26 protein-coding genes are annotated in these 25,492 nt (G+C 71.0%); 13 read left to right on the plus strand and 13 right to left on the minus strand.

Annotation, left to right across the window (positions count from 1 at the left end; genetic code table 11):
• Nucleotides 1–24: 24 nt before the first annotated feature.
• The 4 genes from efeO to QF027_RS14300 are packed head-to-tail and all read left to right on the plus strand — an operon-like array spanning nt 25 to nt 4,274.
• Nucleotides 25–1,170: an iron uptake system protein EfeO gene (gene efeO, locus QF027_RS14285; protein WP_307074852.1), complete on the plus strand. Its 1,146-nt coding sequence runs from the start codon at nt 25–27 to the stop codon at nt 1,168–1,170.
• Nucleotides 1,171–1,180: 10 nt separating this feature from the next.
• Nucleotides 1,181–2,440 carry an iron uptake transporter deferrochelatase/peroxidase subunit gene (gene efeB / locus QF027_RS14290; RefSeq protein WP_307074854.1) on the plus strand — a complete coding sequence of 420 codons (1,260 nt, stop codon included), beginning with the start codon at nt 1,181–1,183 and terminating at the stop codon, nt 2,438–2,440.
• A gap of 3 nt (nt 2,441–2,443) precedes the next feature.
• On the plus strand, nt 2,444–3,316 hold the full coding sequence (gene efeU, locus QF027_RS14295) for an iron uptake transporter permease EfeU (RefSeq protein ID WP_306982369.1): 873 nt from the start codon (nt 2,444–2,446) through the stop codon (nt 3,314–3,316).
• Nucleotides 3,276–4,274, plus strand: a complete 999-nt coding sequence (locus QF027_RS14300; RefSeq protein WP_307074856.1) for a hypothetical protein — start codon at nt 3,276–3,278, stop codon at nt 4,272–4,274. Before efeU ends, QF027_RS14300 begins: the two co-directional genes overlap by 41 nt.
• A gap of 21 nt (nt 4,275–4,295) precedes the next feature.
• On the opposite strand, the gene QF027_RS14305 is transcribed toward QF027_RS14300, so the two are convergent.
• Nucleotides 4,296–5,033 carry a bifunctional DNA primase/polymerase gene (locus tag QF027_RS14305; RefSeq protein ID WP_307074858.1) on the minus strand — a complete coding sequence of 246 codons (738 nt, stop codon included), beginning with the start codon at nt 5,031–5,033 and terminating at the stop codon, nt 4,296–4,298.
• Between the two features lie 112 nt (nt 5,034–5,145).
• Nucleotides 5,146–5,775 carry a TetR/AcrR family transcriptional regulator gene (locus QF027_RS14310; protein ID WP_307074860.1) on the minus strand — a complete coding sequence of 210 codons (630 nt, stop codon included), beginning with the start codon at nt 5,773–5,775 and terminating at the stop codon, nt 5,146–5,148.
• 108 nt (nt 5,776–5,883) lie between these two features.
• Here QF027_RS14310 and QF027_RS14315 point away from each other — a divergent pair, with 108 nt between their 5' ends.
• Nucleotides 5,884–6,078, plus strand: coding sequence for a DUF6243 family protein (locus QF027_RS14315; RefSeq protein ID WP_307074862.1), 195 nt, complete (start codon nt 5,884–5,886; stop codon nt 6,076–6,078).
• Between the two features lie 21 nt (nt 6,079–6,099).
• Here the strand turns inward: QF027_RS14315 and QF027_RS14320 are convergent, their stop codons facing one another.
• The 3 genes from QF027_RS14320 to QF027_RS14330 all read right to left on the minus strand — a co-directional run bounded on the left by QF027_RS14320 (nt 6,100) and on the right by QF027_RS14330 (nt 9,579).
• Nucleotides 6,100–7,089: a small ribosomal subunit Rsm22 family protein gene (locus QF027_RS14320; protein ID WP_307074863.1), complete on the minus strand. Its 990-nt coding sequence runs from the start codon at nt 7,087–7,089 to the stop codon at nt 6,100–6,102.
• Between the two features lie 76 nt (nt 7,090–7,165).
• Complete coding sequence (locus tag QF027_RS14325; RefSeq protein WP_307074865.1) at nt 7,166–8,329, minus strand: serine hydrolase domain-containing protein; 1,164 nt, start codon at nt 8,327–8,329, stop codon at nt 7,166–7,168.
• Complete coding sequence (locus tag QF027_RS14330) at nt 8,281–9,579, minus strand: multidrug effflux MFS transporter (protein ID WP_307074867.1); 1,299 nt, start codon at nt 9,577–9,579, stop codon at nt 8,281–8,283. The genes QF027_RS14325 and QF027_RS14330 overlap by 49 nt, the downstream gene beginning before the upstream one ends.
• A gap of 87 nt (nt 9,580–9,666) precedes the next feature.
• Between QF027_RS14330 and QF027_RS14335 the strand changes: the two genes are divergently transcribed.
• On the plus strand, nt 9,667–10,689 hold the full coding sequence (locus tag QF027_RS14335; RefSeq protein ID WP_306982353.1) for a Gfo/Idh/MocA family protein: 1,023 nt from the start codon (nt 9,667–9,669) through the stop codon (nt 10,687–10,689).
• Here QF027_RS14335 and QF027_RS14340 read toward each other — a convergent pair.
• A complete protein-coding gene (locus tag QF027_RS14340) occupies nt 10,676–12,316 on the minus strand; it encodes an alkaline phosphatase D family protein (RefSeq protein ID WP_306982350.1) in 1,641 nt (546 codons plus the stop codon). The genes QF027_RS14335 and QF027_RS14340 overlap by 14 nt on opposite strands.
• Before the next feature lie 130 nt (nt 12,317–12,446).
• Here QF027_RS14340 and QF027_RS14345 point away from each other — a divergent pair, with 130 nt between their 5' ends.
• From QF027_RS14345 to QF027_RS14355, 3 genes are all read left to right on the plus strand, one after another.
• Nucleotides 12,447–13,211: an SDR family oxidoreductase gene (locus tag QF027_RS14345; protein WP_307074869.1), complete on the plus strand. Its 765-nt coding sequence runs from the start codon at nt 12,447–12,449 to the stop codon at nt 13,209–13,211.
• A 343-nt stretch (nt 13,212–13,554) separates the two neighbouring features.
• The gene (locus QF027_RS14350) at nt 13,555–15,024 is read left to right on the plus strand and encodes an ABC transporter permease (RefSeq protein ID WP_307074871.1); all 1,470 of its coding nucleotides are present in this window, start codon (nt 13,555–13,557) and stop codon (nt 15,022–15,024) included.
• Between the two features lie 42 nt (nt 15,025–15,066).
• The gene (locus QF027_RS14355; protein WP_307074873.1) at nt 15,067–15,756 is read left to right on the plus strand and encodes an ABC transporter ATP-binding protein; all 690 of its coding nucleotides are present in this window, start codon (nt 15,067–15,069) and stop codon (nt 15,754–15,756) included.
• A gap of 24 nt (nt 15,757–15,780) precedes the next feature.
• Here QF027_RS14355 and QF027_RS14360 read toward each other — a convergent pair whose 3' ends face one another.
• Together QF027_RS14360 and QF027_RS14365 are read right to left on the minus strand one after the other, a co-directional pair.
• Nucleotides 15,781–16,761, minus strand: coding sequence for an aldo/keto reductase (locus QF027_RS14360; RefSeq protein ID WP_307074875.1), 981 nt, complete (start codon nt 16,759–16,761; stop codon nt 15,781–15,783).
• Nucleotides 16,762–16,826: 65 nt separating this feature from the next.
• Nucleotides 16,827–17,153 (minus strand): nuclear transport factor 2 family protein, encoded by a 327-nt coding sequence (locus tag QF027_RS14365; protein WP_307074877.1) that lies wholly within the window; start codon nt 17,151–17,153, stop codon nt 16,827–16,829.
• Nucleotides 17,154–17,282: 129 nt separating this feature from the next.
• Here QF027_RS14365 and QF027_RS14370 point away from each other — a divergent pair, with 129 nt between their 5' ends.
• The 3 genes from QF027_RS14370 to QF027_RS14380 all read left to right on the plus strand — a co-directional run bounded on the left by QF027_RS14370 (nt 17,283) and on the right by QF027_RS14380 (nt 19,452).
• The gene (locus tag QF027_RS14370) at nt 17,283–17,858 is read left to right on the plus strand and encodes a DoxX family protein (RefSeq protein ID WP_306982337.1); all 576 of its coding nucleotides are present in this window, start codon (nt 17,283–17,285) and stop codon (nt 17,856–17,858) included.
• 36 nt (nt 17,859–17,894) lie between these two features.
• A complete protein-coding gene (locus tag QF027_RS14375; protein ID WP_306982334.1) occupies nt 17,895–18,239 on the plus strand; it encodes a MazG-like family protein in 345 nt (114 codons plus the stop codon).
• Between the two features lie 91 nt (nt 18,240–18,330).
• A complete protein-coding gene (locus QF027_RS14380) occupies nt 18,331–19,452 on the plus strand; it encodes a M24 family metallopeptidase (protein ID WP_307074878.1) in 1,122 nt (373 codons plus the stop codon).
• A 22-nt stretch (nt 19,453–19,474) separates the two neighbouring features.
• Here the strand turns inward: QF027_RS14380 and QF027_RS14385 are convergent, their stop codons facing one another.
• The 4 genes from QF027_RS14385 to QF027_RS14400 are packed head-to-tail and all read right to left on the minus strand — an operon-like array spanning nt 19,475 to nt 23,242.
• Nucleotides 19,475–20,764, minus strand: coding sequence for an NAD(P)/FAD-dependent oxidoreductase (locus tag QF027_RS14385; protein WP_307074880.1), 1,290 nt, complete (start codon nt 20,762–20,764; stop codon nt 19,475–19,477).
• The gene (locus tag QF027_RS14390; protein ID WP_307074882.1) at nt 20,761–21,555 is read right to left on the minus strand and encodes an amino acid ABC transporter ATP-binding protein; all 795 of its coding nucleotides are present in this window, start codon (nt 21,553–21,555) and stop codon (nt 20,761–20,763) included. The genes QF027_RS14385 and QF027_RS14390 overlap by 4 nt, the downstream gene beginning before the upstream one ends.
• Nucleotides 21,552–22,301, minus strand: coding sequence for an amino acid ABC transporter permease (locus QF027_RS14395; RefSeq protein ID WP_306982327.1), 750 nt, complete (start codon nt 22,299–22,301; stop codon nt 21,552–21,554). The genes QF027_RS14390 and QF027_RS14395 overlap by 4 nt, the downstream gene beginning before the upstream one ends.
• An 8-nt stretch (nt 22,302–22,309) precedes the next feature.
• Nucleotides 22,310–23,242 (minus strand): substrate-binding periplasmic protein, encoded by a 933-nt coding sequence (locus QF027_RS14400; protein ID WP_307074884.1) that lies wholly within the window; start codon nt 23,240–23,242, stop codon nt 22,310–22,312.
• 247 nt (nt 23,243–23,489) lie between these two features.
• Between QF027_RS14400 and QF027_RS14405 the strand changes: the two genes are divergently transcribed.
• Nucleotides 23,490–24,692 carry a CdaR family transcriptional regulator gene (locus tag QF027_RS14405; protein WP_307074886.1) on the plus strand — a complete coding sequence of 401 codons (1,203 nt, stop codon included), beginning with the start codon at nt 23,490–23,492 and terminating at the stop codon, nt 24,690–24,692.
• Nucleotides 24,693–24,755: 63 nt separating this feature from the next.
• Here QF027_RS14405 and araD read toward each other — a convergent pair whose 3' ends face one another.
• Nucleotides 24,756–25,484 carry an L-ribulose-5-phosphate 4-epimerase AraD gene (gene araD, locus QF027_RS14410; protein ID WP_307074887.1) on the minus strand — a complete coding sequence of 243 codons (729 nt, stop codon included), beginning with the start codon at nt 25,482–25,484 and terminating at the stop codon, nt 24,756–24,758.
• Between the last annotated feature and the right edge of the window lie 8 nt (nt 25,485–25,492).

Raw genomic sequence — 25,492 nt, forward strand, 5'->3', positions numbered from 1 at the left:
CCTCACCAACCCTCAGGAGCTCGTATGCGTGCCGCCCGACTGTCCGTCCTCACCTTCACCGCTGTGGCGGCTCTGACCGCCGTCACGGGGTGCACGGAGAAGGGAAGCTCGGGCGACAGCGACCGCGTGATCGACGTGACCGCGACCGACAGCAAGTGCGAGGTCTCCAAGAAGGCGTTCCCGGCCGGCCACGTGGAGCTCGCCATCGAGAACAAGGGCTCCAAGGTCACCGAGGTCTACGTCCTGTTCCCGGACGACCGGATCGTCACCGAGCGCGAGAACATCGGCCCCGGCACCAAGCAGAAGGTCACCGCCGAGGTGAAGGCCGGCGACTACACGATCGCCTGCAAGCCCGGCATGAAGGGCGACGGTATCCGGCAGGAGGTCAAGGCCACCGGCGGGACCGTGGCCAAGCGCGACCCGCGCCTCGACTCGGCGGTCGCCGCGTACCGCAAGTACGCGCAGGCACAGGCCGACGCCACCCTGCCGCTGGCGAAGACCTTCGCCGCCGCGGTCAAGTCCGGCGACCTCGAGGCCGCCAAGAAGGCCTACGCCCCCTCCCGCATCGGCTGGGAGCGCACCGAGCCCGTCGCCGAGTCCTTCGGGGACATCGACCCGAAGGTCGATGTGCGGGCCGACGGGCTGGAGGGCGGGCAGAAGTGGACCGGCTGGCACCGGCTCGAGAAGTCCCTCTGGCAGGACAAGAAGATCACCGCCGAGGACAAGACCCTCGCCGATCAGCTGATCACCGACCTCACCGACTGGCAGAACCGGGTCGGCAAGGCGGACATCACCCCGACCTCGATGGCCAACGGCGCCAAGGAGCTCCTCGACGAGGTCGCCACCGGCAAGGTCACCGGCGAGGAGGAGCGCTACTCGCACACCGACCTCGTCGACTTCAAGGCCAACGTCGAGGGCGCCGAGAAGTCGTACGAGCTGCTGAAGCCGGTCGCCGAGGAGAACGACGCGGCCCTGGTCACCGAGCTCGACAAGCAGTTCGCCGCGCTGAACACGCTGCTGGACAAGTACCGCGCCGACAAGACGTCCTACGACTTCACCTCGTACGACAAGGTCGGCGACGCCGATCGCAAGCAACTGTCGGACGGTGTGAACGCGCTCGCGGAGCCGCTGTCCAAGCTCGCCGCCGCCGTCGTCACCAAGTCTTCCTGAGGCGGGGATCATGACGGACGCAGCAACGGACCCGGCTCCCTCGCGCCGTGCGCTGATCGGCTGGGGCGGGGCCGGGCTCGCGCTCGGTGCCGCCGCTGCCGGTGGCGCGGTCGCGATGACCCGTACCGGCGACGACATCGAACCGGCCGCGGCCTCGGCCGGTGCCGCCGTCGAGTTCCACGGCACCCACCAGGCGGGCATCGCCACCCCCGTGCAGGACCGGCTGCACTTCGCCGCGTTCGACGTGACGACGGAGGACCGCGCCGAGTTCGTGCAGATGCTCAAGGACTGGACGGCGGCCGCGCGGCGGATGACCGCGGGGAAGGCGGTCGGCGAAGGGGCGTACGGCGGTCTCGCCGAGGCGCCGCCGGACGACACCGGGGAGGCGCTCGGGCTCAAGCCGTCGCGGCTGACGCTGACGATCGGCTTCGGGCCGTCCCTCTTCGAGAAGTTCGACCTGGCCGACCAGCGGCCCGACGCGCTCGTCGACCTCCCCCGGTTCGCCGGGGACAACCTCGACAAGAACCGCAGCGGCGGCGACCTGTGCGTGCAGGCCTGCGCGGACGACCCGCAGGTCGCCGTGCACGCGATCCGCAACCTGGCCCGCATCGGTTTCGGCAAGGTCGTCATCAGGTGGTCGCAGCTCGGTTTCGGCAAGACGTCCTCGACCACGCCGGACGCGCAGACCCCCCGCAACCTGATGGGGTTCAAGGACGGCACCCGCAACATCGCGGGCACGGAGACGGACCGGCTGAAGAAGTTCGTGTGGGTGGACTCCGCCCAGGACGCCAAGGACGCCCCGTGGATGAACGGCGGCTCCTACCTCGTCGCCCGCCGCATCCGCATGCACATCGAGACCTGGGACCGCACCTCGCTGCAGGAGCAGGAGGACGTCTTCGGCCGGGACAAGGGCGAGGGCGCGCCGGTCGGCAAGGCCAAGGAGCGCGACAAGCCGTTCCTGCCGGCGATGAAGCCCGACGCGCACGTCCGGCTCGCGCACCCCGACTCCAACGGCGGGGCGACGATCCTGCGCCGCGGCTACTCCTTCACCGACGGCACGGACGGCCTCGGCCGGCTGGACGCGGGGCTGTTCTTCCTCGCGTACCAGAAGGACGTCCGTGAGGGCTTCATCCGGATCCAGCGCCATCTGGCCACGGACGCGCTCAACGAGTACATCCAGCACGTGGGTTCGGCGGTCTTCGCCGTCCCGCCCGGCGTCCGTGACAAGGACGACTGGTGGGGCAGCACGCTGTTCTCCAAGGAGGCCTGACCCGTGTTCTCCAACTACCTGATCGGTCTGCGCGAGGGGCTGGAAGCCAGCCTGGTCGTCTGCATCCTCATCGCCTACCTGGTGAAGACGGACCGCCGGGACGCCCTGAGGCCCATCTGGATCGGCATCGGCGTCGCGGTCGCGCTCGCCCTCGGTTTCGGGTGCGCGCTCGAATTCGGCTCGCAGGAGCTGACGTTCGAGGCGCAGGAGGCGCTCGGCGGCTCCCTGTCGATCCTCGCGGTCGGCCTGGTGACGTGGATGGTCTTCTGGATGCGGCGCACCGCCCGGCACCTGAAGTCGGAGCTGCACGGCAAGTTGGACGCCGCCCTGCAGATGGGCACCGCCGCCCTGGTCGCCACCGCGTTCCTCGCGGTGGGCCGGGAGGGCCTGGAGACAGCCCTGTTCGTGTGGGCGTCGGTGCACGCGGCCGGCGACGGCACCCCGCGCCCGCTGGTCGGCGCGGCCCTCGGCATCGCCACGGCGGTCTTCCTGGGCTGGCTGTTCTACCGCGGCGCCCTGCGCATCAACCTGGCCAAGTTCTTCACCTGGACCGGCGGAATGCTGGTCGTGGTGGCCGCGGGTGTGCTGGCGTACGGCTTCCACGACCTCCAGGAGGCGAACTGGCTGCCGGGCCTGACCGACAGGGCCTTCGACATCAGCGACACCATCCCGCCGGACAGCTGGTACGGCACGCTCCTCAAGGGCGTGTTCAACTTCCAGCCGGATCCGACCGTCCTTCAGGTCACGGTGTGGCTGCTGTACTTGATCCCGACGCTCGCGCTCTTCCTCGCCCCGGTAGGGTTCGCCTCCGGGAAGGGGAAGGTGAAGGCACCTGATGAGCAGGGATCGCGGCCCTCGAAGGCTCCGCAGGCTTGACCGGAGCGCACTGATAGCAGCCTCTGTGACCGCTTTGTCGTTGACGGCGAGCGGATGCATGGTGGTGCACGGCGAGCGGGAGGTGCTTCCCGCGACCACCAAGGCGGAGGCCGCCAAGGCGCTCCAGCAGTTCACGAACGCGTACAACGCGGCGGACAAGGCGTACGACAGCTCACTGGACGCCGCCCACGTCACCGGTGCGCTCGGTGCCATCGACGCGGCGCGGCTGAAGGCCGGCAAGGCCAACAGCCCGAGCGGCAATGCCACGCACACACCGCTGAAGCTGTCGGACGTGACGTACACCATCCCGAAGAAGGCGGGCTGGCCGCGCTGGTTCCTGGCCGACGCGGCCGGCAACAAGGGCGGCACCGCGCGCTGGCTGCTCGTGTTCACCCGCAACGGGCTCGACGAGCCGTTCCAGGTGGCGTATCTGACGCTGGTGGCCGAGGGCAAGGTGCCGCAGTTCAAGAAGGACGCGGACGGCTGGGCCGAGACCGTGCCGGTGAACTCGGCCGAACTGGCCGTCCCGCCCGGCGAGGTGGGCCAGGAGTACGCGACCTACCTCAAGAGCGGCGGCGACACCTTCACGGACGGCGCGTACACCAGCACCTGGCGTGCGGCGCGCGAGAAGGACGGCAAGCGGCCGGGCCTGGTCACCCAGTACATCGACGAACCGATGACGAGCGGCGACTACGCGCCGCTGGCCCTGCGCACGACGGACGGGGGGGCGCTGGTGTTCTTCGCCACGCACCTCTTCACGAAGCAGACGGCCGCCCCGGGCACCTCGATCCCCACCACCGATGCCGTGCGGGCCCTGACGACCGGCGAGATCAAGCAGTCCCTGACGATGGAGATCGTCTCCAACTCGGTGGCCGTCGACCCGCCGAAGGGCGCGGGCGAGCAGCAGGTCGACGTGCTCGGCCGGATCCAGGGCCTGACGTCCGCGAAGGGTTCGTAGAGACCGGCCACAGCCGACTCGCTACCGGCGCAGGGGCCAGGCCGCGTTCTCGTGGTCCGGCTCCTCGCCGACGTAGCGGGAGCAGGCGTCGGTGAGGACTTCCAGGAGGTTCAGCGGGTCGGGCAGCGGGTGTTCGAGGCCGCGGACCCAGTGCACGGCCTGGCCGCCGGGCAGCCGGGCGGGCGGTACGAGGACGTAGGAACCCCGGCAGTGCCAGCGCAGGCCGGGGTGTTCGTCGGCCGTCTCGGGGTGGCAGTCCAGTTCGCACGGCCACCACTCGTCCTCGTCCTCGGGAGTGCCGCGGGTGAGGGTGAAGAACAGGAGCCGGCCGTCGTCGCTCTCGGCGACGGGTCCGACCTCGATCCCGGAGCCGAGGAGCCGCTCCAGCGCTTCCCGCCCTGCCTCCAGGGGGACGTCGAGGACGTCGTGGACCATTCCGGTGGCAGTGATGAAGTTGGCCTGCGGCTGGTGCCGGGCCCAGCGCTCGATCTGCGCGCGGTCGGTGGTCGACTGGGTCTGCCAGGCGAAGGACACGGGATGACGGGCGGGCGTGGGGCATCCGACCCGGTCGCAGGAACATCGGTACCCGGGGGCGGGATGCGCGGCGGGCGCGAGCGGGAGTCCCGCTGAGGCAGCGGCCAGCAGCAGGGCCTCACGGCCGCCTTCGGCCCCGGCGGCGGCCTCCTTCGGCCGGCGTCCGCGCAGCCATTGGGAGAGTTTGCTCTGCAGGCCGGTCAGGCCCCCCGACTCCGCGCTCATCTACCACCCTCGCCTCGCTGTCGTGCGGAACAGCATGCCTTATGATCCCACCTTCCTCCGCTCCGGGGGGCCCTGAGCGGATTTGAGCGTGAGTGAGCGTCTCGCGGGCGGCTCAGCGCGGTGCGATGCCGTGGAGGGCGTAGTCGACGAGGGTGTCGGTGTAGTCGTAGGTGATCGGGCCGGTGTGCTGGAGCCAGCGCTGGGCGAGGGGGGAGACCCAGAGTTCGAGGGCGATGCGCGGCTCGATCTCGGGGCGCACCTGGCCGGCTTCCTGGGCGGCGCGCACGCGGTCGACGTACAGCTGGAGCGACGGTTCGAGGAGCTTGGCCATGAAGGCCCGGCCGACCTCCTCGTTGACGACGCCCTCAGCGGCCAGGGCGCGGGAGGGGGCCTCGAAGCGGGGGTCCTTGAGCTGGTCCACGGTGAGCCGCAGTACGGCCTTGAGGTCGGCGGCGAGATCACCGGTGTCCGGAATGGTGTACGCCTCCTCGGGGCCGGCCTCGCGTGCCGCCTGCTCGCCCAGGTCGAGGAAGGCCTCCATCAGCACCTCCGCCTTCGACGACCACCAGCGGTAGATCGTCTGTTTGCCGACACCGGCGCGGGCGGCGATCCCTTCGATCGTGGTCCTGGGGTAGCCGACCTCGGCGACGAGGTCGAGGGCGGCGTCGTAGATGGCACGGCGGGACCGTTCGCTGCGGCGGGTGGTGTCGGGGGTGGGCTGCTTGGACTTCTGGGTGGCCATGGGGCGAATTTACCAGGTTGACAAGACGGTGCGTCTCGCCAGAGAGTGGGAGAGGTTCGCGAGACGAGACGTCTCGTTTAATCTCGGCCCGGGTGAAAGGAGAAGGTCATGGCACGGGGTGGATCGGGCGACATGCTCGGAGTCGGCGGGACCCGCAGCAACATCGGCCGCAAGGCGCTGCGCGGCGGCAAGCGCGACGGCCGGATCGGCGGCGCGCAGGACCCGCAGGCCCAGAAGCGTGAGCTGTTGCGGAAGCTCCAGGAGAAGCGGGAGACGGACGCAGCGGGGGAAGCGTCGTCGTGACCGGGGCCCCGCGGATCGGGCCTAGCGGTCCGCGGGGGGCCAGCTGTCGCCCCACGCCGCGTCCCTCGCCGCCTTGTACAGGTCGCCGTGCCGTTTGGTGACCGTGCGGCGGGTCAGGTGCTCGTCGGGCTCGCACAGGTCGAGGAGCACCTGTCCCTTGCGGATCTGCGGCCGGCGGATCACCCGGGCGGACGCCGGAGTGGCGGGGAGTCGGGTCGCCGCCACGTAGCTGAACTTCTCGTCCTCGTACGGCAGTGAGCCGCCCTTGACCTGACGGTGGAGGGACGACCTGCTGACCCTCGCCGAGAAGTGGCACCAGTCCTCGCCGGGGACGATCGGGCACGCGGCGCTGTGCGGGCAGGGCGCGGCGACACGGAAGCCGGCGGCGATCAGCCGGTCGCGGGCCTCGATGACGCGGGCGTACCCGGCGGGGGTGCCCGCCTCGACGATCACGACGGCCTGTGCCGACGCCGCCGCGGTGTTCACGAGGGCGGTGCGGTCGGCGGGGGTGAGTTCGTTGAGGACGTACGAGACGGTGACCAGATCCGTGGCGGGCAGGGTGAGGTCCTTGCCGATCCTGCTGCGCTGCCAGTGGGCGTCGCGCAGGGCCGGGTTCGCGGTGGCGATCTCGCGGCCGAGGGCGAGCGCGGGGTCGGACCAGTCGAGGACGGTGACCGCGCGGTCGCCCGGCCAGGTGGCGGTGACGGCCCAGGTGGCGGCACCGGTCCCGCCGCCGACGTCGGTGTGACTGGCGGGGATCCAGTCGGGGGCGGCCTCGGCGAATGCCTCCAGGGCCGCGTGGACCGCCTCGAAGGTGGCGGGCATGCGGTACGCGGCGTAGGCGGCCACGTCCGCGCGGTCGCGGAGGATCGGGGTGTCGGTGGGGGTGATTCCGCGGTAGTTGGCGATCAGGCGGTCCACCGCCTGGGCCGCCTGCTTCGGGGGGAGGCCGTCGAGGAGGGTGGCGAGGGCGGTGCGGAGGGTTTCGGACGGGGGTGCGGGGGCGGTCACCCGAGGATTCTATGGGCGGCAGGTGTGGAGCGGGCCTCGTGGTGGCTCGCCTCAGACACCGGACGGCTGAAGAGACTCACGTGCCCCTCACCGCCCGCGCCACCTGCGCCCTCGGCCTGTTGTCCGGGGGGCGTCTTCGCGGGTGGACCGTGTTGGCCAGCAGCACCACGAAAGTGTCCGTCGCCGGGTCCAGGACCAGGGACGTGCCCGTGAAACCGGTGTGGCCCGCCGCGCCCCGCCCCGCGAGCTCGCCCATGAACCACTTCTGGTCGATGGCGAAGCCCAGCCCCGGTGGGGTCAGCAGCAGCTCCACGAAGTCCGGGCCGAGGATGCGGGCGGGGCCGTACGCGCCGCCCGCCAGCAGGGCCCGGCAGAAGATCGCGAGGTCGCGGGCGGTCGAGAAGAGGCCCGCGTGGCCCGCCACTCCTCCCAGCGACCACGCGTTCTCGTCGTGGACCCGGCCCCGCAGCATCCCCCGGTCCGCCTTGGCCCACGGCCGGCGCTGGTCCTCCGTGGCGGCCGCCCACGGGCAGGGGCCGAAGCGGGTGGACGTCATGCCGAGGGGGCGGGTGATGCCCTCGTGGACGAGGACGTCGAGGGGGCGGCCGGTGATGCGTTCGAGGACGTGCTGGAGGAGGAGCGGGTTGAGGTCGGAGTAGGTGTAGGTGCCGGGGACTCCGATGGGCGGCTCGGCGCGCAGGAGGTTCAGGCGCTCCTCGTCGCTGTCACAGTCGTGGAGAGGGAGTTCGGGGCGCAGTCCGGACGTGTGGGTGAGCAGTTGGCGGACGGTGACGGAGTGCGTCGCGGCCGCCGTGAAGTCGGGCAGGTAGGCCCCTACGCGCGCGTCCATGCCCAGCGTGCCGCGCTCGATCTGCTGCACCGCGGCCACGGCCGTGAACAGTTTGGTGAGGGATGCCAGGTCGAAGGGGGTGTCCACCCGGACGGGGACGCGTGCGGCCGGGGGCAGTTCCACGCCCGCGTCGGCTTCGGGGTCGTAGGACGCGTAGCGGACGGCCCAGCCCGACGCCTCCTCCACGGCGATCACCGGGCCGCGCCCGGCGGCCAGGACGGCGCCCGGGGCCCAGGGGTGTGCGCCGGTGGTGAGGGCGTGGAACTCCCGGACCAGAAGCCGGAGTTCCTCGGGGTCGAGCCCGGCCCGTTCCGGTGTGTCGGTGCGCAGTCTCGGTGCGCTCAGTTCTCCGCTCCCTCCGTAGTCGCACGCCTGTTCCCGGAACGGCACATTGCCATGAAACAGGTGAGGGCTACCAGTGCTGCCGCCAGTTGGACGACCGCCATCGGGACGGCGGTGTCCTCCCCGGCCATCCCGACCAATGGGGAGGCGATCGCACCGATGAGGAAGGAGGACGTGCCGAGCAGGGCGGAAGCGGAGCCGGCGGAGTGCGTGGTGCGCAGCAGGGCGAGGGACTGGGCGTTGGGCAGGGTGACGCCCATCGCCGACATCAGGACGAAGAGCGCGGCGGCGACGGGAGCCAGGCCCACCTCGCCGAAGGTCCCCGTCGCCATCAGCAGCAACGCCGTGGCCGCCGCCGTCACGATCAGCAGGCCCACGCCCAGCGCCCGGTCCAGGCTCACCCTGCCCACCAGCACCTTGCCGTTGATCTGGCCGACGATGACCAGCCCGACGGAGTTCAGGCCGAACAGCAGGCTGAAGGTCTGCGGGGAGGCGCCGTAGATCTCCTGGATCACGAACGGCGACGCGGAGATGTAGGCGAACAGCGCGGCGAAGGCGAAGCCGCCGGTGAGCAGGTAGCCGGTGAACGGCAGGTCGGCGAGGAGACGGCGCATCGCGTGCAGGGCCTCGCCGACACCGCCGGTGTGCCGCTCCGCCGCCGGCAGGGTCTCGGGCAACCGTGCCCAGACCAGGGCGGCGAGCAGCGCGCCGATGACCGTCAGGACCACGAACACGCCCCGCCAGTCCGTCACCCGCAGGATCTGCCCGCCGATCAGCGGCGCGACGATCGGTGCGACCCCGCCGATCAGCATGAGGGTGGCGAAGAAGCGGGCCATCGCCAGGCCGTCGTACAGGTCCCGGACCACGGCGCGGGCGATCACTATGCCCGCCGCGCCCGCGAGACCCTGCGCCAGCCGGAAGCCGACGAGGAACTCCACCGTGGGCGCGACGGCACACAGCGCGGTGGCGACGACGTACACGACGAGACCGGCGAGCAGCGGGCGCCTGCGGCCCCAGCGGTCGCTCATCGGGCCGACCACCAGCTGTCCGAGGGCCATGCCGAGCAGACAGGCGGTGAGGGTGAGCTGGACGGTGGCGGCGGGCGCGTGCAGGGCGTCGGTGACCTCGGGCAGCGAGGGGAGGTACATGTCCATCGCCAGCGGTGGTGTGGCGGTGAGGCCGCCCAGGAGCAGGGTGACGAGCAGGCCGGTGCGGCGGACGGCGACCGTGGGTGGTTCCTTGTCCGCGGTGGCCGCCCGCTGCTCCAGGTGCGGTGTCGGTGCGCCCTGCTCGGGCATGTGCCCCTCCCTCTCCAAGTGATCCGCCGCCTATGCTCTCAGCTCGTACAGGGTGGCGAGGGTCACGTGAGCGAGGGTGGAGCCGGGATGACGGAGCAGAGCGTGCGCTGGGGGATTCTGGCGACGGGCGGGATCGCGGCGGCGTTCACCGCGGACCTGGTGGATCTGCCGGACGCGGAGGTCGTGGCGGTCGCCTCGCGGTCCGAGGCCTCGGCGAAGGTGTTCGCGGAGCGGTTCGGGATCGAGCGGGCGTACGGCGACTGGGGCGCCCTGGCCGAGGACGCGGACATCGATGTCGTGTACGTCGCCACCCCGCACTCGGCGCACCGCGTGGCCGCCGGGCTGTGCCTGACCGCCGGCCGCAACGTGCTGTGCGAAAAGGCGTTCACGCTGAACGCGCGCGAGGCCGAGGAGCTGGTCGCGCTCGCGAAGGAGCACGACCGCTTCCTCATGGAGGCCATGTGGATGTACTGCAACCCGCTGATCCGGCGGCTCAAGGGCCTCGTCGACGACGGCGCGATCGGCGAGATCCGCACGGTGCAGGCCGACTTCGGGCTCGCCGGGCCCTTCCCGCCCGCGCACCGGCTGCGGGACCCGGCGCAGGGCGGGGGCGCGCTCCTCGACCTCGGGGTGTATCCGGTGTCGTTCGCGCATCTGCTGCTCGGGGAGCCCTCGGACGTCACGGCGAAGGCGGTGCTCTCCGAGGAGGGCGTGGACCTGCAGACGGGCGCGCTGCTGTCCTGGGACAGCGGGGCGCTCGCCTCCCTGCACTGCTCCCTGACCGGCGGCACCGCCACGATCGCGTCGGTCACCGGCTCGCTGGGTCGGATCGACATCCCGAACGGCTTCTTCCACCCGGACCGTTTCGTCCTGCACCGCGACGGGCGCGACCCGGAGGAGTTCGTCGCCGACCCGGCCGACGGGCCCCGCAACAGCCTCAAGCACGAGGCCCGCGAGGTCATGCGCGCGGTGCGGGCCGGTGAGACGCAGTCCCCGCTGGTGCCGCTGGACGGCACGCTGGCCGTGATGCGGACGCTCGACGCGGTACGGGACCGGATCGGCGTCCGCTATCCGAGCGAGGCGGGTGAGCCGGAACTCACACCTGCCTGAGCCCTTGGTCCCCCACCCTCGTCATGAAGGACGCGGCAGTGAAGACGGGCGCCCCGGGCGTGGTCACATACGGCACGACCTTGAAGTCGGCCCGCCCCTGCTCACGGTCCAGCCGGATGATCCCGTAACCGCGCCGGCCGTCGTAGAACTTCATGTGCGGGTTGGCCTTCGTGTACGTCTCCCAGGTCGGGAGGTGCTCGGCGCCGTCCCGGCCGCTGGAGATCGACGTGGGGACGATCTCGGTGCCGAGGGTGCGGGAGGACGGGTCGTCGAAGTCGTCCTTGATGTCGTAGGCGTAGGCGACGTGTACGTCCCCGGTGAGGACCATCAGGTTCTCGATGCCGGCCGCCTTCGCGCCGTCCAGGATGCGGCGGCGTGAGGCACGGTAGCCGTCCCAGGAGTCCATGGAGAGCTTGGAGACGGGGTTGAGGTCCAGCTTGCGCTGGGAGAAGTTGACCTGTTGCGGTACGACGTTCCACAGGGCCCGTGAGTCGCGCCAGCCGTCGAGCAGCCAGCGCTCCTGCCGGTCCCCGGTCATCGTGCGCTCCGGGTCGTCGATCACCGGCCCGGGCAGCTGGAGGCCGTCGCCGTAGGCCTGGTCGGAGCGGTACTGGCGGGTGTCGAGGATGTCGAACTGGGCGAGTCGGCCCCAGTGCAGGCGGCGGTAGAGCTGCGCGTCGGGGCCCACCGGCAGCTGCGGGCGGCGCAGCGGCTGGTTCTCCCAGTAGGCGCGGTATGCGGCGGCCCGGCGCAGCAGGAACTCCTCCGGCGGGACGCTGTTCTCGGGGATGTCGTCGGCGTAGTTGTTCTCGGTCTCGTGGTCGTCCCAGGTGACCACGAAGGGGTGTGCCGCGTGGGCGGCGATCAGGTCGGGGTCGGTCTTGTAGAGGGCGTACCGCAGGCGGTAGTCCTCCAGCGTCACCGTCTCGTGGTTGAAGATGTCGGGGACGGTCCGGTCGGTGTAGTTGCGGTAACCGCCGACCGAGTTGACCGCGTACTCGTAGAGGTAGTCGCCGAAGTGGAGGACCATGTCGACGTCCTCGTCGGCGAGATGGCGGTACGCCGTCCAGTAGCCGTCGGTGTATGCCTGGCAGGAGACGCCCGCGAAGGTGAGCTGCCGGTTGCGGCTGCCGGGGGCCGGGGCGGTGCGGGTGCGGCCGGTCGGGCTGATCCACTTGCCGACGCGGAAGCGGTAGAAGAAGTCCCGGTCGGAGTCGAGGTGGTTCACCTCGGCGTGCACGGTGTGGTTGAACTCGGGGTGGGCGACGGCCGTGCCGCTTCTGGCGACGCGGTGGAATCTCTCGTCGTGCGCCACCTCCCAGTGGACCGTGACGCGTTCGGCCGGCAGGCCGCCGTCGGGCTGGTAGGGGGTGGGGGCGAGGCGGGTCCACAGGAGCACGGACGTGGGCAACGGGTCGCCGGAGGCGATGCCGAGCGTGAAGGGGTCCTCGGTGATCTTCGCGGCGTCCAGCTCAGCGGCGCTCGCGGTGCCGGCGGCCGGCAGGTTCACGGAGAAGGCGAGGGCGGCTGCCGCCGCGGTGACGGTCAGGAAGCGGCGGCGGGGCAAGTGGCGTGCGGCGGCGCGGAGTTCTGGGGTGTGCTGTGACCTGCGGGGGTCGTGTGTCATCGGGTCCTCCCCTGACTGATGGATGCAGACGCCAATTGGAGTGGTCCAGGACTACTCCTGATTGGCGCGTACACAACAGTCGGGTGTCGGACGAATGAGTTCCAGGTGGCGGCGCCTACGCTGCGGCCCCATGGATGACAGGCAAGCTACGAACAAGGTCGCGGTGGTGACCGGCGCGGGCTCCGGGATCGGACGCGCGGTCGCGGTGGAACTGCTGGGCGCGGGCTGGTCGGTGGCGCTCGCGGGGCGGCGGACCGGGACACTGGAGGAGACGGCGGCGCTCGCGCCCGGGGGCGACTGCGTGGCCCTGCGCACGGACGTCTCCCAACCGGACGACGTGGCCGCCCTGTTCGCCGCCGTCGTGGAGCGGTTCGGGCGGGTGGATCTGCTGTTCAACAACGCGGGGACGTTCGATCCCGGCGGGGTGCCGGTGGAGGAGCTGCCGTACGACGCCTGGCGGCATGTGGTGGACACCAACCTCAACGGGGCGTTTTTGTGCGCGCAGGCGGCGTACCGGCAGATGAAGGAGCAGGACCCGCAGGGCGGACGGATCATCAACAACGGCTCGATCTCGGCGCACGCACCCCGGCCGCACTCCGTCGCCTACACCGCGACCAAGCACGCCCTCACCGGCCTCACCAAGTCGCTGTCGCTGGACGGGCGGCCGTACGGCATCGCGGTGGGGCAGATCGACATCGGGAACGCGGCGACCGACATGACCGCGCGGATGGAGACGGGGGCGTTGCAGGCCAACGGGGAGGTCGCGCCGGAACCTGTGATGGACGTGGCCGATGTGGCGCGCACGGTGCGGCACATGGCGGAGCTGCCGCTGGGGGCGAACGTGCAGTTCGCGACCGTACTGGCGACGGCCATGCCGTATGTGGGGCGTGGCTGAGCAACCGATCTCCCCAAACGGAATATGTGCTTCCACCCCACTGCGGCCGGTTGGCGGCTTATGCTCATCACACGCTCTCCACAAGAGCTTCACACTTGAGGAGTGGCGTTCCGTCGACCGCATCCGAGGGGGAGCGCGGCGGCCATCCATGGACCGGATGGGGGGTGGATCTCGCGTGGGACCGCGAGGTACGCACCGGTCCATGGACGGCCGCCGCGCACATTCTCAGCTCGCGCACATCCCTTCTCAGCCCGCGCATATCCCTTCCTCACGGCCCCGCAATGCTGCGTCCCTACCTTGAGGGCGCGCCCACAGCGGGCGCCAAGAACCTTCGAGGAACGGGATGTTTGGCATCTATCTCAAGCGCGAGCTGGGCCGGCGCAAGAAGGCGGCCCTGGTCATCGCTCTGGGTCTGGCGCTCGGTATCGCGCTGGTCATCACCGTCAACTCGGTGTCGGCCGGCATGACACAGGCTCAGGACAAGGTCCTGAAGTCTCTCTACGGCCTCGGCACCGACATGACCGTCACCAAGGCCAGGTCGGCCCCGACGTCCGGAAGTTCGGGCAGACCGAACTTCCAGTTCGACGCCGACTCCAACGACAGCGACGACACGCAGAGCTCCGACCGCGTGACGACCCAGGGCGGTCAGGCCCTGGCGGCCGGCGTGGTCACCAAGGTCTCCCAGCAGAGCGGCGTGGCGAGCGCGGTGGGCGCGCTGACCCTGAACGTCACCAAGGTCGACGGCTCCTTCACCCAGGGCAAGGCACAGAGTTCCGGTGGAAACACCGGGAACAGCGGCCAGGGCGGCCCGGGCGGCGGCAGCAGCAGTGGCAGCACCGCCGCGCCCCAGGTCCAGGGCGGCGGCGCCAACTTCGACGTGAACTCCTACTCCGTCGCCGGGGTGGACGTCACCGACCAGACGCTGGGCCCGCTGGCCGGCTCCAGGATCACCACGGGCAAGACCTTCACCGCCGCGCAGACCGACGCGAAGGTCGCCGTCGTCAGCAAGGCCTACGCCAAGGAGAACTCCCTCAAGGTCGGCGGGACCCTGAAGATCTCCGGCACCACGTACACGATCATCGGCGTCGCGACGCCGGACAGCAGCGAGTCCACCACCGACGTCTACCTGCCGCTGCAGCAGGCGCAGACACTGGCCGACGCCAAGAACCAGGTCACCACGATCTACGTCAAGGCGAGCGACTCGAAGCAGATCGACTCCGTCAAGGCGGCGATCCAGAAGAACATCTCCGGTACGACCGTCACGACCTCCGCCGACCTCGCGGAGACCGTCTCCGGGTCCCTGTCCACCGCCTCCAACCTCGCGACCAGCGTGGGCAAGTGGCTGTCCATCGCCGTGCTCGTCGCCGCCTTCCTGGTCGCCGCGCTGCTGACCTCCTCGGCGGTCTCCCGCCGGGTGCGCGAGTTCGGCACCCTGAAGGCGCTCGGCTGGCCGAGCCGCCGGGTCACCCGGCAGGTCGTCGGCGAGTCGATCGTGAACGGCCTGCTCGGCGGCGCCCTCGGTATCGGCCTCGGCCTCGCGGCCGCGTACACGGTGACCGCGATCAGCCCCAAGCTGACCGCGCAGCTCGGCAGCACCGGCGGCGGTGGCGGTGCGGGCGGCCCCGGCGGTGGCGGTGGCCCCGGCCAGGCCACCCGGAACACCATGGAGATCGCGCTCTCCGCGCCCGTCTCGATGACCACCATCGCGCTCGCGGTGGGCCTCGCGGTGACCGGCGGTCTGATCGCCGGGGCGATGGGCGGGTGGCGTGCCTCACGGATGCGGCCCGCGGACGCGCTGCGCAGCGTGTCGTAACCGCTGTCGCCTTCCCCACTTCTTCTTCTCTACGGAGTTCTCATGTACAGACTCACCGGCGTCACCAAGCGCTACACGCGCGGCAAGGAGACGGTGGAGGCGCTGCGGGGCGTCGACCTCACCATCGAGGACGGCGACCAGTTGGTCATCCAGGGCCCCACCGGTGGCGGCAAGTCCACGCTGTTGCAGATGATCGGCGGCCTGGACCGCCCGACCGAAGGCAGCGTCGAACTGGACGGCGTCGACCTGGCGAAGACCAGCGAGGCCAGGCTGACCCGGCTGCGGGCCGAGAAGATCGGCATCATCTTCCAGTCGTTCAACCTCATCCCGACGCTGACCGCGCAGGAGAACGTCGAGACGGCACTGGTCCCGCTGGGAGTGAAGCCGGCGCAACGGCGTGAGCGGGCGGCGGAGGCGCTCCGCTCGGTGGGGCTGGGTGAGCGGCTCACCCACGCGCCCTCCGAGTTGTCCGGTGGCCAGCAGCAGCGGGTGGCCATCGCGCGTGCGCTGGTCAAGAAGCCGAAGGTGCTGCTCGCCGACGAGCCGACCGGCAACCTCGACGAGTCGATGCGCGACGAGATCATGGCGTTGCTGGAGGGGCTGTGGCACGAGTACGGGCTGACGTTCATCCTGGTCACCCATGACTCGTCGATCGCTCGTCGGGCACCCCGCCTCGCGACCATCAAGGCGGGACAGCTCACGTTGACCGAACAGTCGTTGGCTCAGGGGTAGGAGCGCTGTTCGAGGCGGGGCCGCTCACCGTTGCAGAAGGCTGTCGACCTCGGTCAGCTGCTCGGCGGTGAGCGGCCCCTTCTCCATCGCCCCGGCGTTCTGTTCCGCCTGGGCCACCGACCGGAAGCCGGGGATCGGAACCGTGCGCGGGCTCCGGGCCCACAGCCAGGCCAGGGCGCCCTGGGCCAGGGTGCGGCCCTCGCTGGTGAGGATCTCCCTCAGCGCGTCGATGCGGGAGAGCCACTCCGGGTCGGCGGACGTACCGTCGCCGAAGCCCTGGAGCCAGGCCGGGGGCTTGCTGCGGATGTCGCCGGTGTCCTTCGGCCCTTGGCGCTTACCGGCCAGCAACCCCATCGCGAGCGGGCTGCGGTTGATGCTGGCCAGGCCCAACTCCTCGCACAGGGAGAGCATTTCGGGCGTGTCCTGAAGCACGTTGAGCGCGTGCTGCACGGCCGTGCAGTGCTCTCCCTGCGCGAACACCGCGGCGCGGGCCGGGTCGTCGGTGCTCCAGGCGTAGACGCGGATCAGGCCTTCGCCCACGAACTCCTCGCACAGATCCCGGAGTTCGGCCGCGCGCTCGGGGTCCAGGTCGTTCAGGTGCAGCTGGTACAGGTCGACATGGTCGGTGCCGAGCCGGTCGAGGGACGCCGTGAGGGCGCGGCGGGCGTGGGCCGGGGTGTCGTCGACGCCGGTGCGGGTGCGGGTCTCCTCGTCGAAGACGTTGCCCCACTTGGTGGCGACGACCACGTCGTCCCGCCGCTTGCCCAGCGCCCGTCCGAGCACCCGTTCACTGTGTCCGGCGCCGTAGGTGTCCGCCGTGTCGAAGAAGGTGATGCCGAGGTCGAGGGCGCGGTGCACCGCCCGTACGGACTCCTCGTCGTCGACCTTGCCCCAACCGAGGGGCTGTCCGTCGGCGTCCTGCCATTCGCCGCCGATAGCCCAGCAGCCGAAGCCGAGTGCGCTGACCTCGATGCCGGAGCGGCCGAGAGTGCGTGTGATCTCCATGCCTGAACGCTAGGAGTTGAAGTGCGCTTCAGGGCAAGGGGTTGGCGAGGGGGATTCTCGGGATTTCAGGCCTGGCCGGTCTCGAAGCGGGAGATCCTGCCGTCCTCCTCGACCGTGAAGTCCCAGCGGGTGCGCATCTCGCCCCAGGCGTCGTTGCGGTAGTGGGCGAGGAGGGAACGGCCGCCGTTGGACTCGTTGTCGACATCGATGTGGCCGTTGGAGGAGAAGATCTCCCGGTCGATCCACTCGTCGAGGTCACGGTCGCTGCCGTCGTCCGCCATGGTCGCGCCGGGCGCGAGCAGGGACAGGAAGGCCTCGCGGTCATGGGCGTTGACGGCGAAGACGAAGGCGCGGACGGCCGGGTCGCTGAGTCTGGCGGTCTGAATCGTCATGCCAGCCAGACTCACACCGCGCCCCCGGGGCCGCCACCCGAACGGCCGCACGAGTATTCCGGGCAGGTGTGAGCGGTGCGACGGTGGAAACGCGAGGGGGGTCTCGTTCCATTTCTGCTGGGAGTCATCGTGACCGCTTACGACCGACGTGATCTGGGCCTGCTGCTTCTTCGGCTGGGAACCGGGGGTGCGCTGGCCGCCCACGGCGCGCAGAAACTGCTCGGTTGGTTCGGCGGGGGCGGCCTCGAGGGAACCGGCCAGTTCATGGAGTCCGTCGGCTACGCGCCGGGCCGGGCGAGCGCCACGGCGGCGGGGCTGGCCGAGGCGGGCGGCGGCACCCTGCTGGCACTGGGCCTGGCGACCCCGGCGGCGGGCGCGGCGGCGGCCGGCGCGATGGCCGGCGCGTCCGCGGTACACGCCCCCAACGGCTTCTTCAACGCGGGCGGCGGCTACGAGTACGCGGCAACGCTGGGTCTCACGGCGGCGGGCCTGGCGGTGACGGGGCCGGGCCGGATCTCCCTGGACCACGCCCTCGGCCACACGGTCAACCGGGGATGGATGGTGCCGGTGGCCCTCGCGGCGACGGGGCTGGTGACCGCGGCGGTGGTGGGGGCGCGGGCTCGGCGGCTGCGGGAGAAGGAGGACGGGGGCGAGGGCGCGCAGACGGCGCTGTTCGAGGAGGAGGAGGCGTTGTTCGGGGAGTAGCCGAACGGGACCCCACGCCGTGGCAAGCTGCTCCGCATGAGTGATCACGGCATGCCCTCTCCGGACCTCTGGAAGTCCGTCGACGCCCTGTGGGCCTGGCTGGAGACGGATCAGCCCGTGAGCGGCCGCGAAGGCCTCCTCCTGCGCATGCTGAAGCTCTCCGAGGAGGTCGGCGAGGTCTCCGAGGCGGTCATCGGGGCGATCGGCCAGAACCCCCGCAAGGGCGTCAGCCACACCTGGGAGGACGTGCAGGGTGAGCTGTGCGACGTGGTGATCACCGCATTGGTGGCGCTGCGCACGCTGACCCCGGACACCCGCGAGGTCTTCCACCGCCATCTGACCCGGGTGACGGAGCGTTCACTCGGCCCCGAGACGGCCTGAACCCTCACCCGGTCGGCCCACGCCCCCGGGCACCCCGCGCCTGACTCCTCGGACGATGAACCGGACGACGGCAGCGGTCGGAGGAGCCCCCATGAACGACACCCCCGCCCCCTTCACGGAAGAGGACTACGCGGCTCGTATGACCAGGGCGGCCAGGGACGCTGCCGAGACCGGCCTGGCCGGACTGCTCATCACTCCCGGCCCCGACCTGACGTGGCTCTGCGGCTACCGCCCCACTGCGACGACGGCACGCCTCACCCTCCTCGTCCTCACCCCCGGCTCCGAACCCCGCCTGCTGGTCCCGTCCCTCGAACGTCCCGACGCGCAGACGGCACCCGGCGCGGACGCCGTCCGCATCTCCGACTGGCGCGACGGCCAGGACCCGTACGCGGCAGCGACCGGCCTCCTCCTCCCCAACGGCCGCTACGCCGTCTCCGACACCACCTGGGCGCTGCACCTGCTGGGCCTCCAGGAAGCCCTCCCCCTCACCACCTACCGGCCCCTGACCGTCGTACTCCCGCTGCTGCGCGCCGTGAAGGACGACCACGAGGTGGCCCGCCTCGCGTCGGCGGCAGCGGCGGCGGACGCGGTGTACGAGGAGATCCTCTCCGTACGATTCACCGGCCGCCGTGAGTCCGACGTGGCCGCCGACCTCGCCCACCTGCTCCGCGTACACGGCCACAGGCAGGTCTTCACCGTGGTGGCGTCCGGCCGGAACAGCGTGGACCCGCACCACAGGACGGGCGAACGGACGCTGACGAAGGGCGACATGGTGATCCTGGACTTCGGCGGTCTGAAGGACGGCTACGCCTCGCACCTGACCCGCACGGTCCACGTCGACGAACCGACGGAGGAGGAACGCACGGTCCACGACCTCGTCCGTACGGCCCAGCAGGCGGCCTTCGAGGCGGTCGCCCCCGGCGCGACCTGCCAGGAGGTCGACCGCGGGGCACGCCGGTGGATCGAGGACGCGGGGTACGGCGAGTACGCCGCCGAACGCACCGGCCACGGCATCGGAGTCACCGCTCACGAGCCGCCGTACCTCACCGAGGGCGAGGAGACCTTTCTCGTCCCCGGCATGTGCTTCTCGATCGGGTCGGGTGTGTATCTGCCGGGCCGCTTCGGCGTACGGATCACGGACGTCGTGACGTGCACGGCGGACGGGGGGAGGCGGCTCGACGCCACGGATCGCGGGATGGCGATCGTAGCGTGAGAGCGCCGGTCGCCGCAGCCCCTCAGCCGTGCAGCCGGTCGAAGCCGAACGGGGCGAGGACCTCGGGGCGGCGGCCGGTGCGGATGTACTCGGCGAGCCGGTGGCCGGTGGCAGGGCCCAGGGTGACGCCGAGCATGCCGTGGCCGGTGGCCGCGAAGACGTTCTCCCGGCCCGGCAGCCGGTCGATCACCGGGAGTCCGTCCGGCAGGAAGGGCCGGCCGCCGACCCAGGGGTCACGGATCAGGCTCACCAGGTCGTCGGGGTCGTCGAACCACCGGCCCAGGTAGTGGCGGCTGGCGAGCGCCACCGCGACGATCCGGCGCCAGTCGAGGCGGTTGTTGTTGCCGCTCAGCTCCATCGTGCCGCCGATCCGGGTGGTGGTGCCGATCGGAGAGGCGACGGCCCTGCGCTCGCCGAAGTACAGGGTGTGCCGGGGTGCCGGGTCCAGGTCCACCGCGAAGCTGTAGCCCTTGCCGGCCTGGAGCGGCAGCCGGTGTCCGAGCTCGCGCAGCAGCACGGGGGACCGCATTCCGGCCGCGACGACGACGGCCGAACAGGGGATCTCGCCCCGGTCGGTCCGGAGTGCGGTCACCCGCCCTGTCCCGGACCGGAATCCGGTGACCTCCGCGTTCTCGTGGACCTTCACACCCGCGGCGGCGAGCGCCTCGCCGAGCCCGCGGGCGAACCCCTCCGGATCGACCACGCCCTCGCCCTCGACGAGGTAGGCCGCGCGCACCTTGGACGAGAGCGCGCCGTCCAGCAGACGGGCCTCGTCGCCCGTGGTGATGTCGTCGGGCATCGGATAGCGGCCCTCCGCCATCTCCCGCTGGATCGCGAGGTGATGACGGGCCTCGGCCGCCGACAGGAACGCGTGCACCATGCCGGGCCGGGTCAGGGTGGTGGCCACCCCGGCCTCGCGCAGCCCGTCGAAGAGGTCGAAGGTGTCGTGGTTCAGGTCGGCGATCGCGGCGTAGCCCCGCCGGAAGGCGGCCGGTGCGCTGCTGCGCCAGAACCGCCACAGCCAGCGCACGAACGCCGGGTCGGGAAGGGGCCGCAGATAGAGCGGCGAGTCGGGGCGGCCCAGGGAGCGCAGGGCGTAGCGCAGCACGCCGGGGGACGGCACGGGCGTCGAGTGGCTGAGGCAGACCCAGCCCGCGTTGCCCCGGGACACCCCCGAGCCCAGCCCGCGCCGCTCGACGACCTCCACCGGAAGTCCGGCCGCCGCCAGGTAGTACGCGGTGCACAGTCCTACGACACCGCCCCCGACGACCACCACGGGTCCGCTGCCGGTGAGAGCCGGCGTACCGGTCATGACGCGGTTCCGTACGACGCGAGGAACTCCCGGGTGCGGGCCTGGGAGGGGTTGTCGAGCACGTGCTCGGGCCTGCCCTCCTCCACGATCCGACCGCCGTCGACGAACACGACGTGGTCGGACACCTCGCGGGCGAAGGGCAGTTCATGGGTGACCAGCAGCATCGTCATCCCGTCCGCGGCGAGTTCGCGCATCACGCTCAGTACCTCCCGGGTCGCCTCCGGGTCCAGGGAGGACGTGGGCTCGTCGAACAGCAGCAGCTCGGGCTTGAGGGCGAGGGCCCGCGCGATGGCGACGCGTTGCTGTTCGCCGCCGGACAGCTGCTCGGGCCGGCCGAGGGCGCGGTGCGCGACGCCGACCCGGCGCAGCAGCGTGACGGCACGCTCCAGCGCCTCCTGCTCCGGGATGCCCGCCTTGCGCTGGGCCAGGACGACGTTCTCCACGGCGGTCAGGTGCGGGAAGAGGTTGAACCGCTGGAAGACCATGCCGACGGTACGGCGCAGCCGGGGCAGGTCGCGGCAGACCGTGCGGCCGTCGCTGTGCACCACCTCTCCGGCGACCTCGATCGTGCCGCGGTCGGGTCGTTCCAGCAGGTTGACGCAGCGCATCAGGGTCGTCTTGCCGCCGCCGCTCTGTCCGATGACGCTGACGATCCGGCCGCGGTCGACCTCCAGGTCCACCTGGTCGAGGACGAGACGCCCGTCGAAGGACTTGCTCAGCCCGTTGATCCGTACGACGGCCTCTGTCCGTGTCCGAGGCGTGGTCTGCGGGGTGGTGACCGACTCGGTCATACGACACCTGCCTTCATGTCGGCCTCCACGGCTGGGGCGAGCAGGGCGCGTGCCGCCTTCAGGCGCCGTCGTCGCCACGGGGAGAGGGGGATGCCCGCCCGTACCTTGCGTTCGAGGAGCAGGAGCAGCTGGGAGAGCGGGTAGCACAGGGCGAAGTAGATGGCCGAGATGACCAGGTACACCTCCAGGGCCCGGAAGGTGGCCGAGGTGATGAGCCGCCCTTCGGACATCAGCTCGGCGGCGGAGACGGTGACCAGCAGCGAGGTGGACTTCAGCAGGTCGACGAGCATGGTGTTGGTGCCGGGCAGCGCCTGCCGTACGGCCTGCGGCAGGACGATGTGCCCGAAGATTCCCGCCCGGCCCAGGCCCAGCGCCTCCCCGGCCTCCGTCTGTCCGGCGTGCACCCCGCTGATCGCGGAGCGGAAGATCTCGGACAGGTAGGCGGCGTAGAAGACGACGAGGCTGAGGCAGCCGGCGGTGAAGACGTCCAGCCGGATGCCCGCCGAGGCCAGGCCGAAGTAGGTGAGGAAGATGATGGCGAGGAGCGGGACGTTCTTGAACACCTCGGTGTAGACGGCGGCGACGGCACGCGCGGGCCACGCCTTGCTGAGCCGGAGCAGCGCCACCGCGAGACCGAGCAGGACCGCGCCGACGAAGCTGACGACCGTGTAGGAGACGGTGCGCCACAGGGCGTCGACGAGGTCGGGCCGGTAGTCGGACCAGGGCACCTGAAGAAGGCCGGACATGTCGTCCCTCACTTCGCGATGGTCGGCGGGTTCCAGTCCTGCGGCCGGTCCACGCCCCGGCGCGCGGTGGCGACGTCGGCGGCCGGCTTCAGGAACTGCTCGGGGTCGCCGCCGTACTTCTCGACGAGCTTGGCCATCTCGCCGTTCGAGTACATGGCGTCGATCTGCGCGGAGATCGCCTGCTCCAGCTTGGTGGCCTTCCTGGGCAGGTAGAAGCCGGTCTGGTACGGCTGGAAGTAGGCGTACGCGGGCTTCGCTTTGACCTCGGCGGCGGTCGGCGGGGTCAGGTACTGGGTGCTGATCTTCAGCTCCGGGCGTTCCTTCTGCGCCGCGATGATGAGGAGCGGGTCGAGGAAGCCGACGTCGACGCGGCCCGCGCCGAGGTCGTCGAAGACGCCGTTGGCGTCGGGGTAGGCGTGCAGCTTGGCGCCGGGGACGGACTGGATCGACTTGACCCAGACATAGCCCTCGACGGTGCCGAGGCTCAGATTCTCGAGGTCGTCGACGGTCTTGTACGTCTTGCCGTTGCGGACGGCCATCGCCGGGGGCGAGTAGTAGGGCGGGTCGGTGAACAGCCCCTGCTTCTGCCGGTCCGCGGACCAGGCGACACCGCCGACGGTGATGTCCACACGGCGGGACTGCACCCCGGCGAGCATGCCGGCGAAGTCCGTCACCTGTGGTTTCACCTCCAGGCCGAGCTTCTTGGCCACGTGGTTGAGGATGTCGCCGTCCAGGCCGACGATCTTGTCGCCCTGGACGCTGGTGTAGGGGGCGTACGGCTGGACGGCCACCTTGATGACGCCGGGGGTGAGGGTGCCCAGCGCGGCGGTCTTCGCCGACACGTTCTTGGGGCCGTCGTCGTCACCGGAGCCGCAGGCGGTGGTCCCGAGGAGCAGCAGGGTGGCGGACAGAGCGACGGCAAGCGGACGCATACGGATCATCGGCGTGGGCCTTCCGTGACGATGCTGAAGGATGCGGAGGGGAGCCCGCCGACTCACCGCGCTGTGCCCCCGGCGGGGATGTGAGGGGGAGGGATCGGGGATGTGATTGCGGATGCGATTGGGGCCATACGCTACGAACCGGCCTCGGTTACGTCACCGTGTACTCCGTACAGACTTGTGGCCGAATTCGATCGATCGGCTGTACGGTGCGTCCACCCGGGCCCACCCGTCGACGGGAGAACCGCTCATGCTGAGCCCGTCACTCGCGCAGGAGATCGCCTCCGACACCACCGCCGTCATCGGCTTCAACGTGCTGATCACCGACGCGGGCGGCCTGGTCATCGGCAGCGGCGACAGCAGCCGGGTGGGCAGCTTCCACGAGGCGTCCGTCGAGGTCGTCCGCACTCAGGAACCCGCCACGCACAACGCGTCGCAGGCACAGCAACTGCGCGGAGTACGCCCGGGAGTCACCCTGCCCCTGGTCGCGAACGGGAAGGCCGTGGGCACGGTCGGGATCACCGGAACGCCCCCGCAGGTGCGCCGGTTCGGGCTGCTGGTCAAACGCCAGACGGAGATCCTGCTCAGGGAGTCCGTGATGCTGCGCTCCCGCCTGCTCGCCGAGCGGGCGGCGGAGAAGCTGCTGGCCGACGTCGCGTCGTACGACCCGCAGGTCGTGGAGGGCGACTTCCTGCTGTTCCGGGCCGCCGAGCTGGGCTTCGACCTACGGCTGCGGCGGGTCGCGGTCGCCATCGAGGTACGGGTCCCCGACGCGGGCGCCCGCCGCCAGGGGGCGCCCACCAGGGACATGGCACTGGTCCGCTCGGAACTGCTGCGCACGGTCCGCGAGGTCTTCGCCGACCCCCAGGACATCATCGCCTCGACGGCTCCCGGCTGGATCGGCGTCCTGCGCAGACTCCCGGACCGGCGCCCGGTGGCCTCCCTGCTGGACGACTGCCGGCGGGCCACCGATGTCATCGCCGCGCAGGACGGTCTCGTCGCCCGAGCGGGTATCGGCGAACCGGCCGCCTCGGTGAGCGGTCTCCACGACTCCTACCAGGACGCCTGCGACGCGCTCCGCCTCGGGGCGCGGGTGGCGAGCGACTCCCCCGTCCACCTGATCACCGACCTGCGCGTCCACCAGGCCCTCACGGCGGTGTCCCAGCCGGCCCGCAACCGCCTGATCGAACGCACCACCGCGAGCCTGCGCGGCCAGCCGGACTGGCCGGTCCTGCGCGACACCATCACGGCGTGGTGCGAGAGCGGATTCAACCTCGTCCGCGCCTCCGAGGCCCTGCACATCCACCGCAACACCGTCGTCTACCGGATGAACAAGATCGAGCAGGCGACCGGCCGTCCGCTGCGCGAGCACCGGACCACGATGGCGTTGTACCTGGCCTGTCTGGCCGATCGGTTGGGCGGAGGGACGGGGGCCGGCGACGGGGTCGAGTGAGTCTCCAGCCCGATCAGACCGATCAGACCGATCAGCCCGATCACTCCGGTCAGCCGGAGGTCGTCAGCCGGAGGTCGTGGTCACCTCCGGGTTGCCGTAGTACGCGTCGGGCCCGTGCTTGCGGGTGTAATGGCGCTCCAGTAGATGACGCGGTGGCGGGGCGGTCGGGGACAGGGACAGGGTGTGGAGGGCGATGTCGGCGACGGCCTCGCAGATGATCGCGTGTTCCAGTGACTTGCGGGCGGTGGCGCCCCAGGTGAAGGGGCCGTGGCCGGCGACGAGGGCCGCCGGGACCTCTACCGCTTTCCGGTCCTCCTCCCCCAGTAGATCCACGATGACGACGCCGGTGTTGTACTCGTAGTCCTTCGCGCACTCCTCGGGGGTGAGGTCACGAGTGACGGGGATGGGGCCGTTGAAGGTGTCGGCGTGGGTGGTGCCGAGGACGGGGATGTCGCGGCGGGCCTGGGCGAAGGCGACGGCGTGGGTGGAGTGGGTGTGGGTGACACCGCCGATGGAGGGGAAGGCGCGGTAGAGGCAGCGGTGGGTCTCGGTGTCGGTGGAGGGGCGCAGGTCGCCCTCTACGACCGCGCCGTCGGACAGCCTCACCGTCACCAGGTGCTCGAGAGCGAGATCCTCGTAGGGCACGCCCGACGGCTTGATGACGAAGACTCCCGCCTCGCGGTCGACTCCGCTCACGTTGCCCCAGGTCAGCGTCGCCAGGCCTACCTGAGGGATGGCGAGGTTCGCCCTCAGGACCTCCTCTCGCAGGCCGTCACGGACTTGTACGGTCATCGCTCGTC

This window comes from Streptomyces canus (assembly GCF_030816965.1).
Lineage (GTDB): Bacteria > Actinomycetota > Actinomycetes > Streptomycetales > Streptomycetaceae > Streptomyces > Streptomyces canus_E.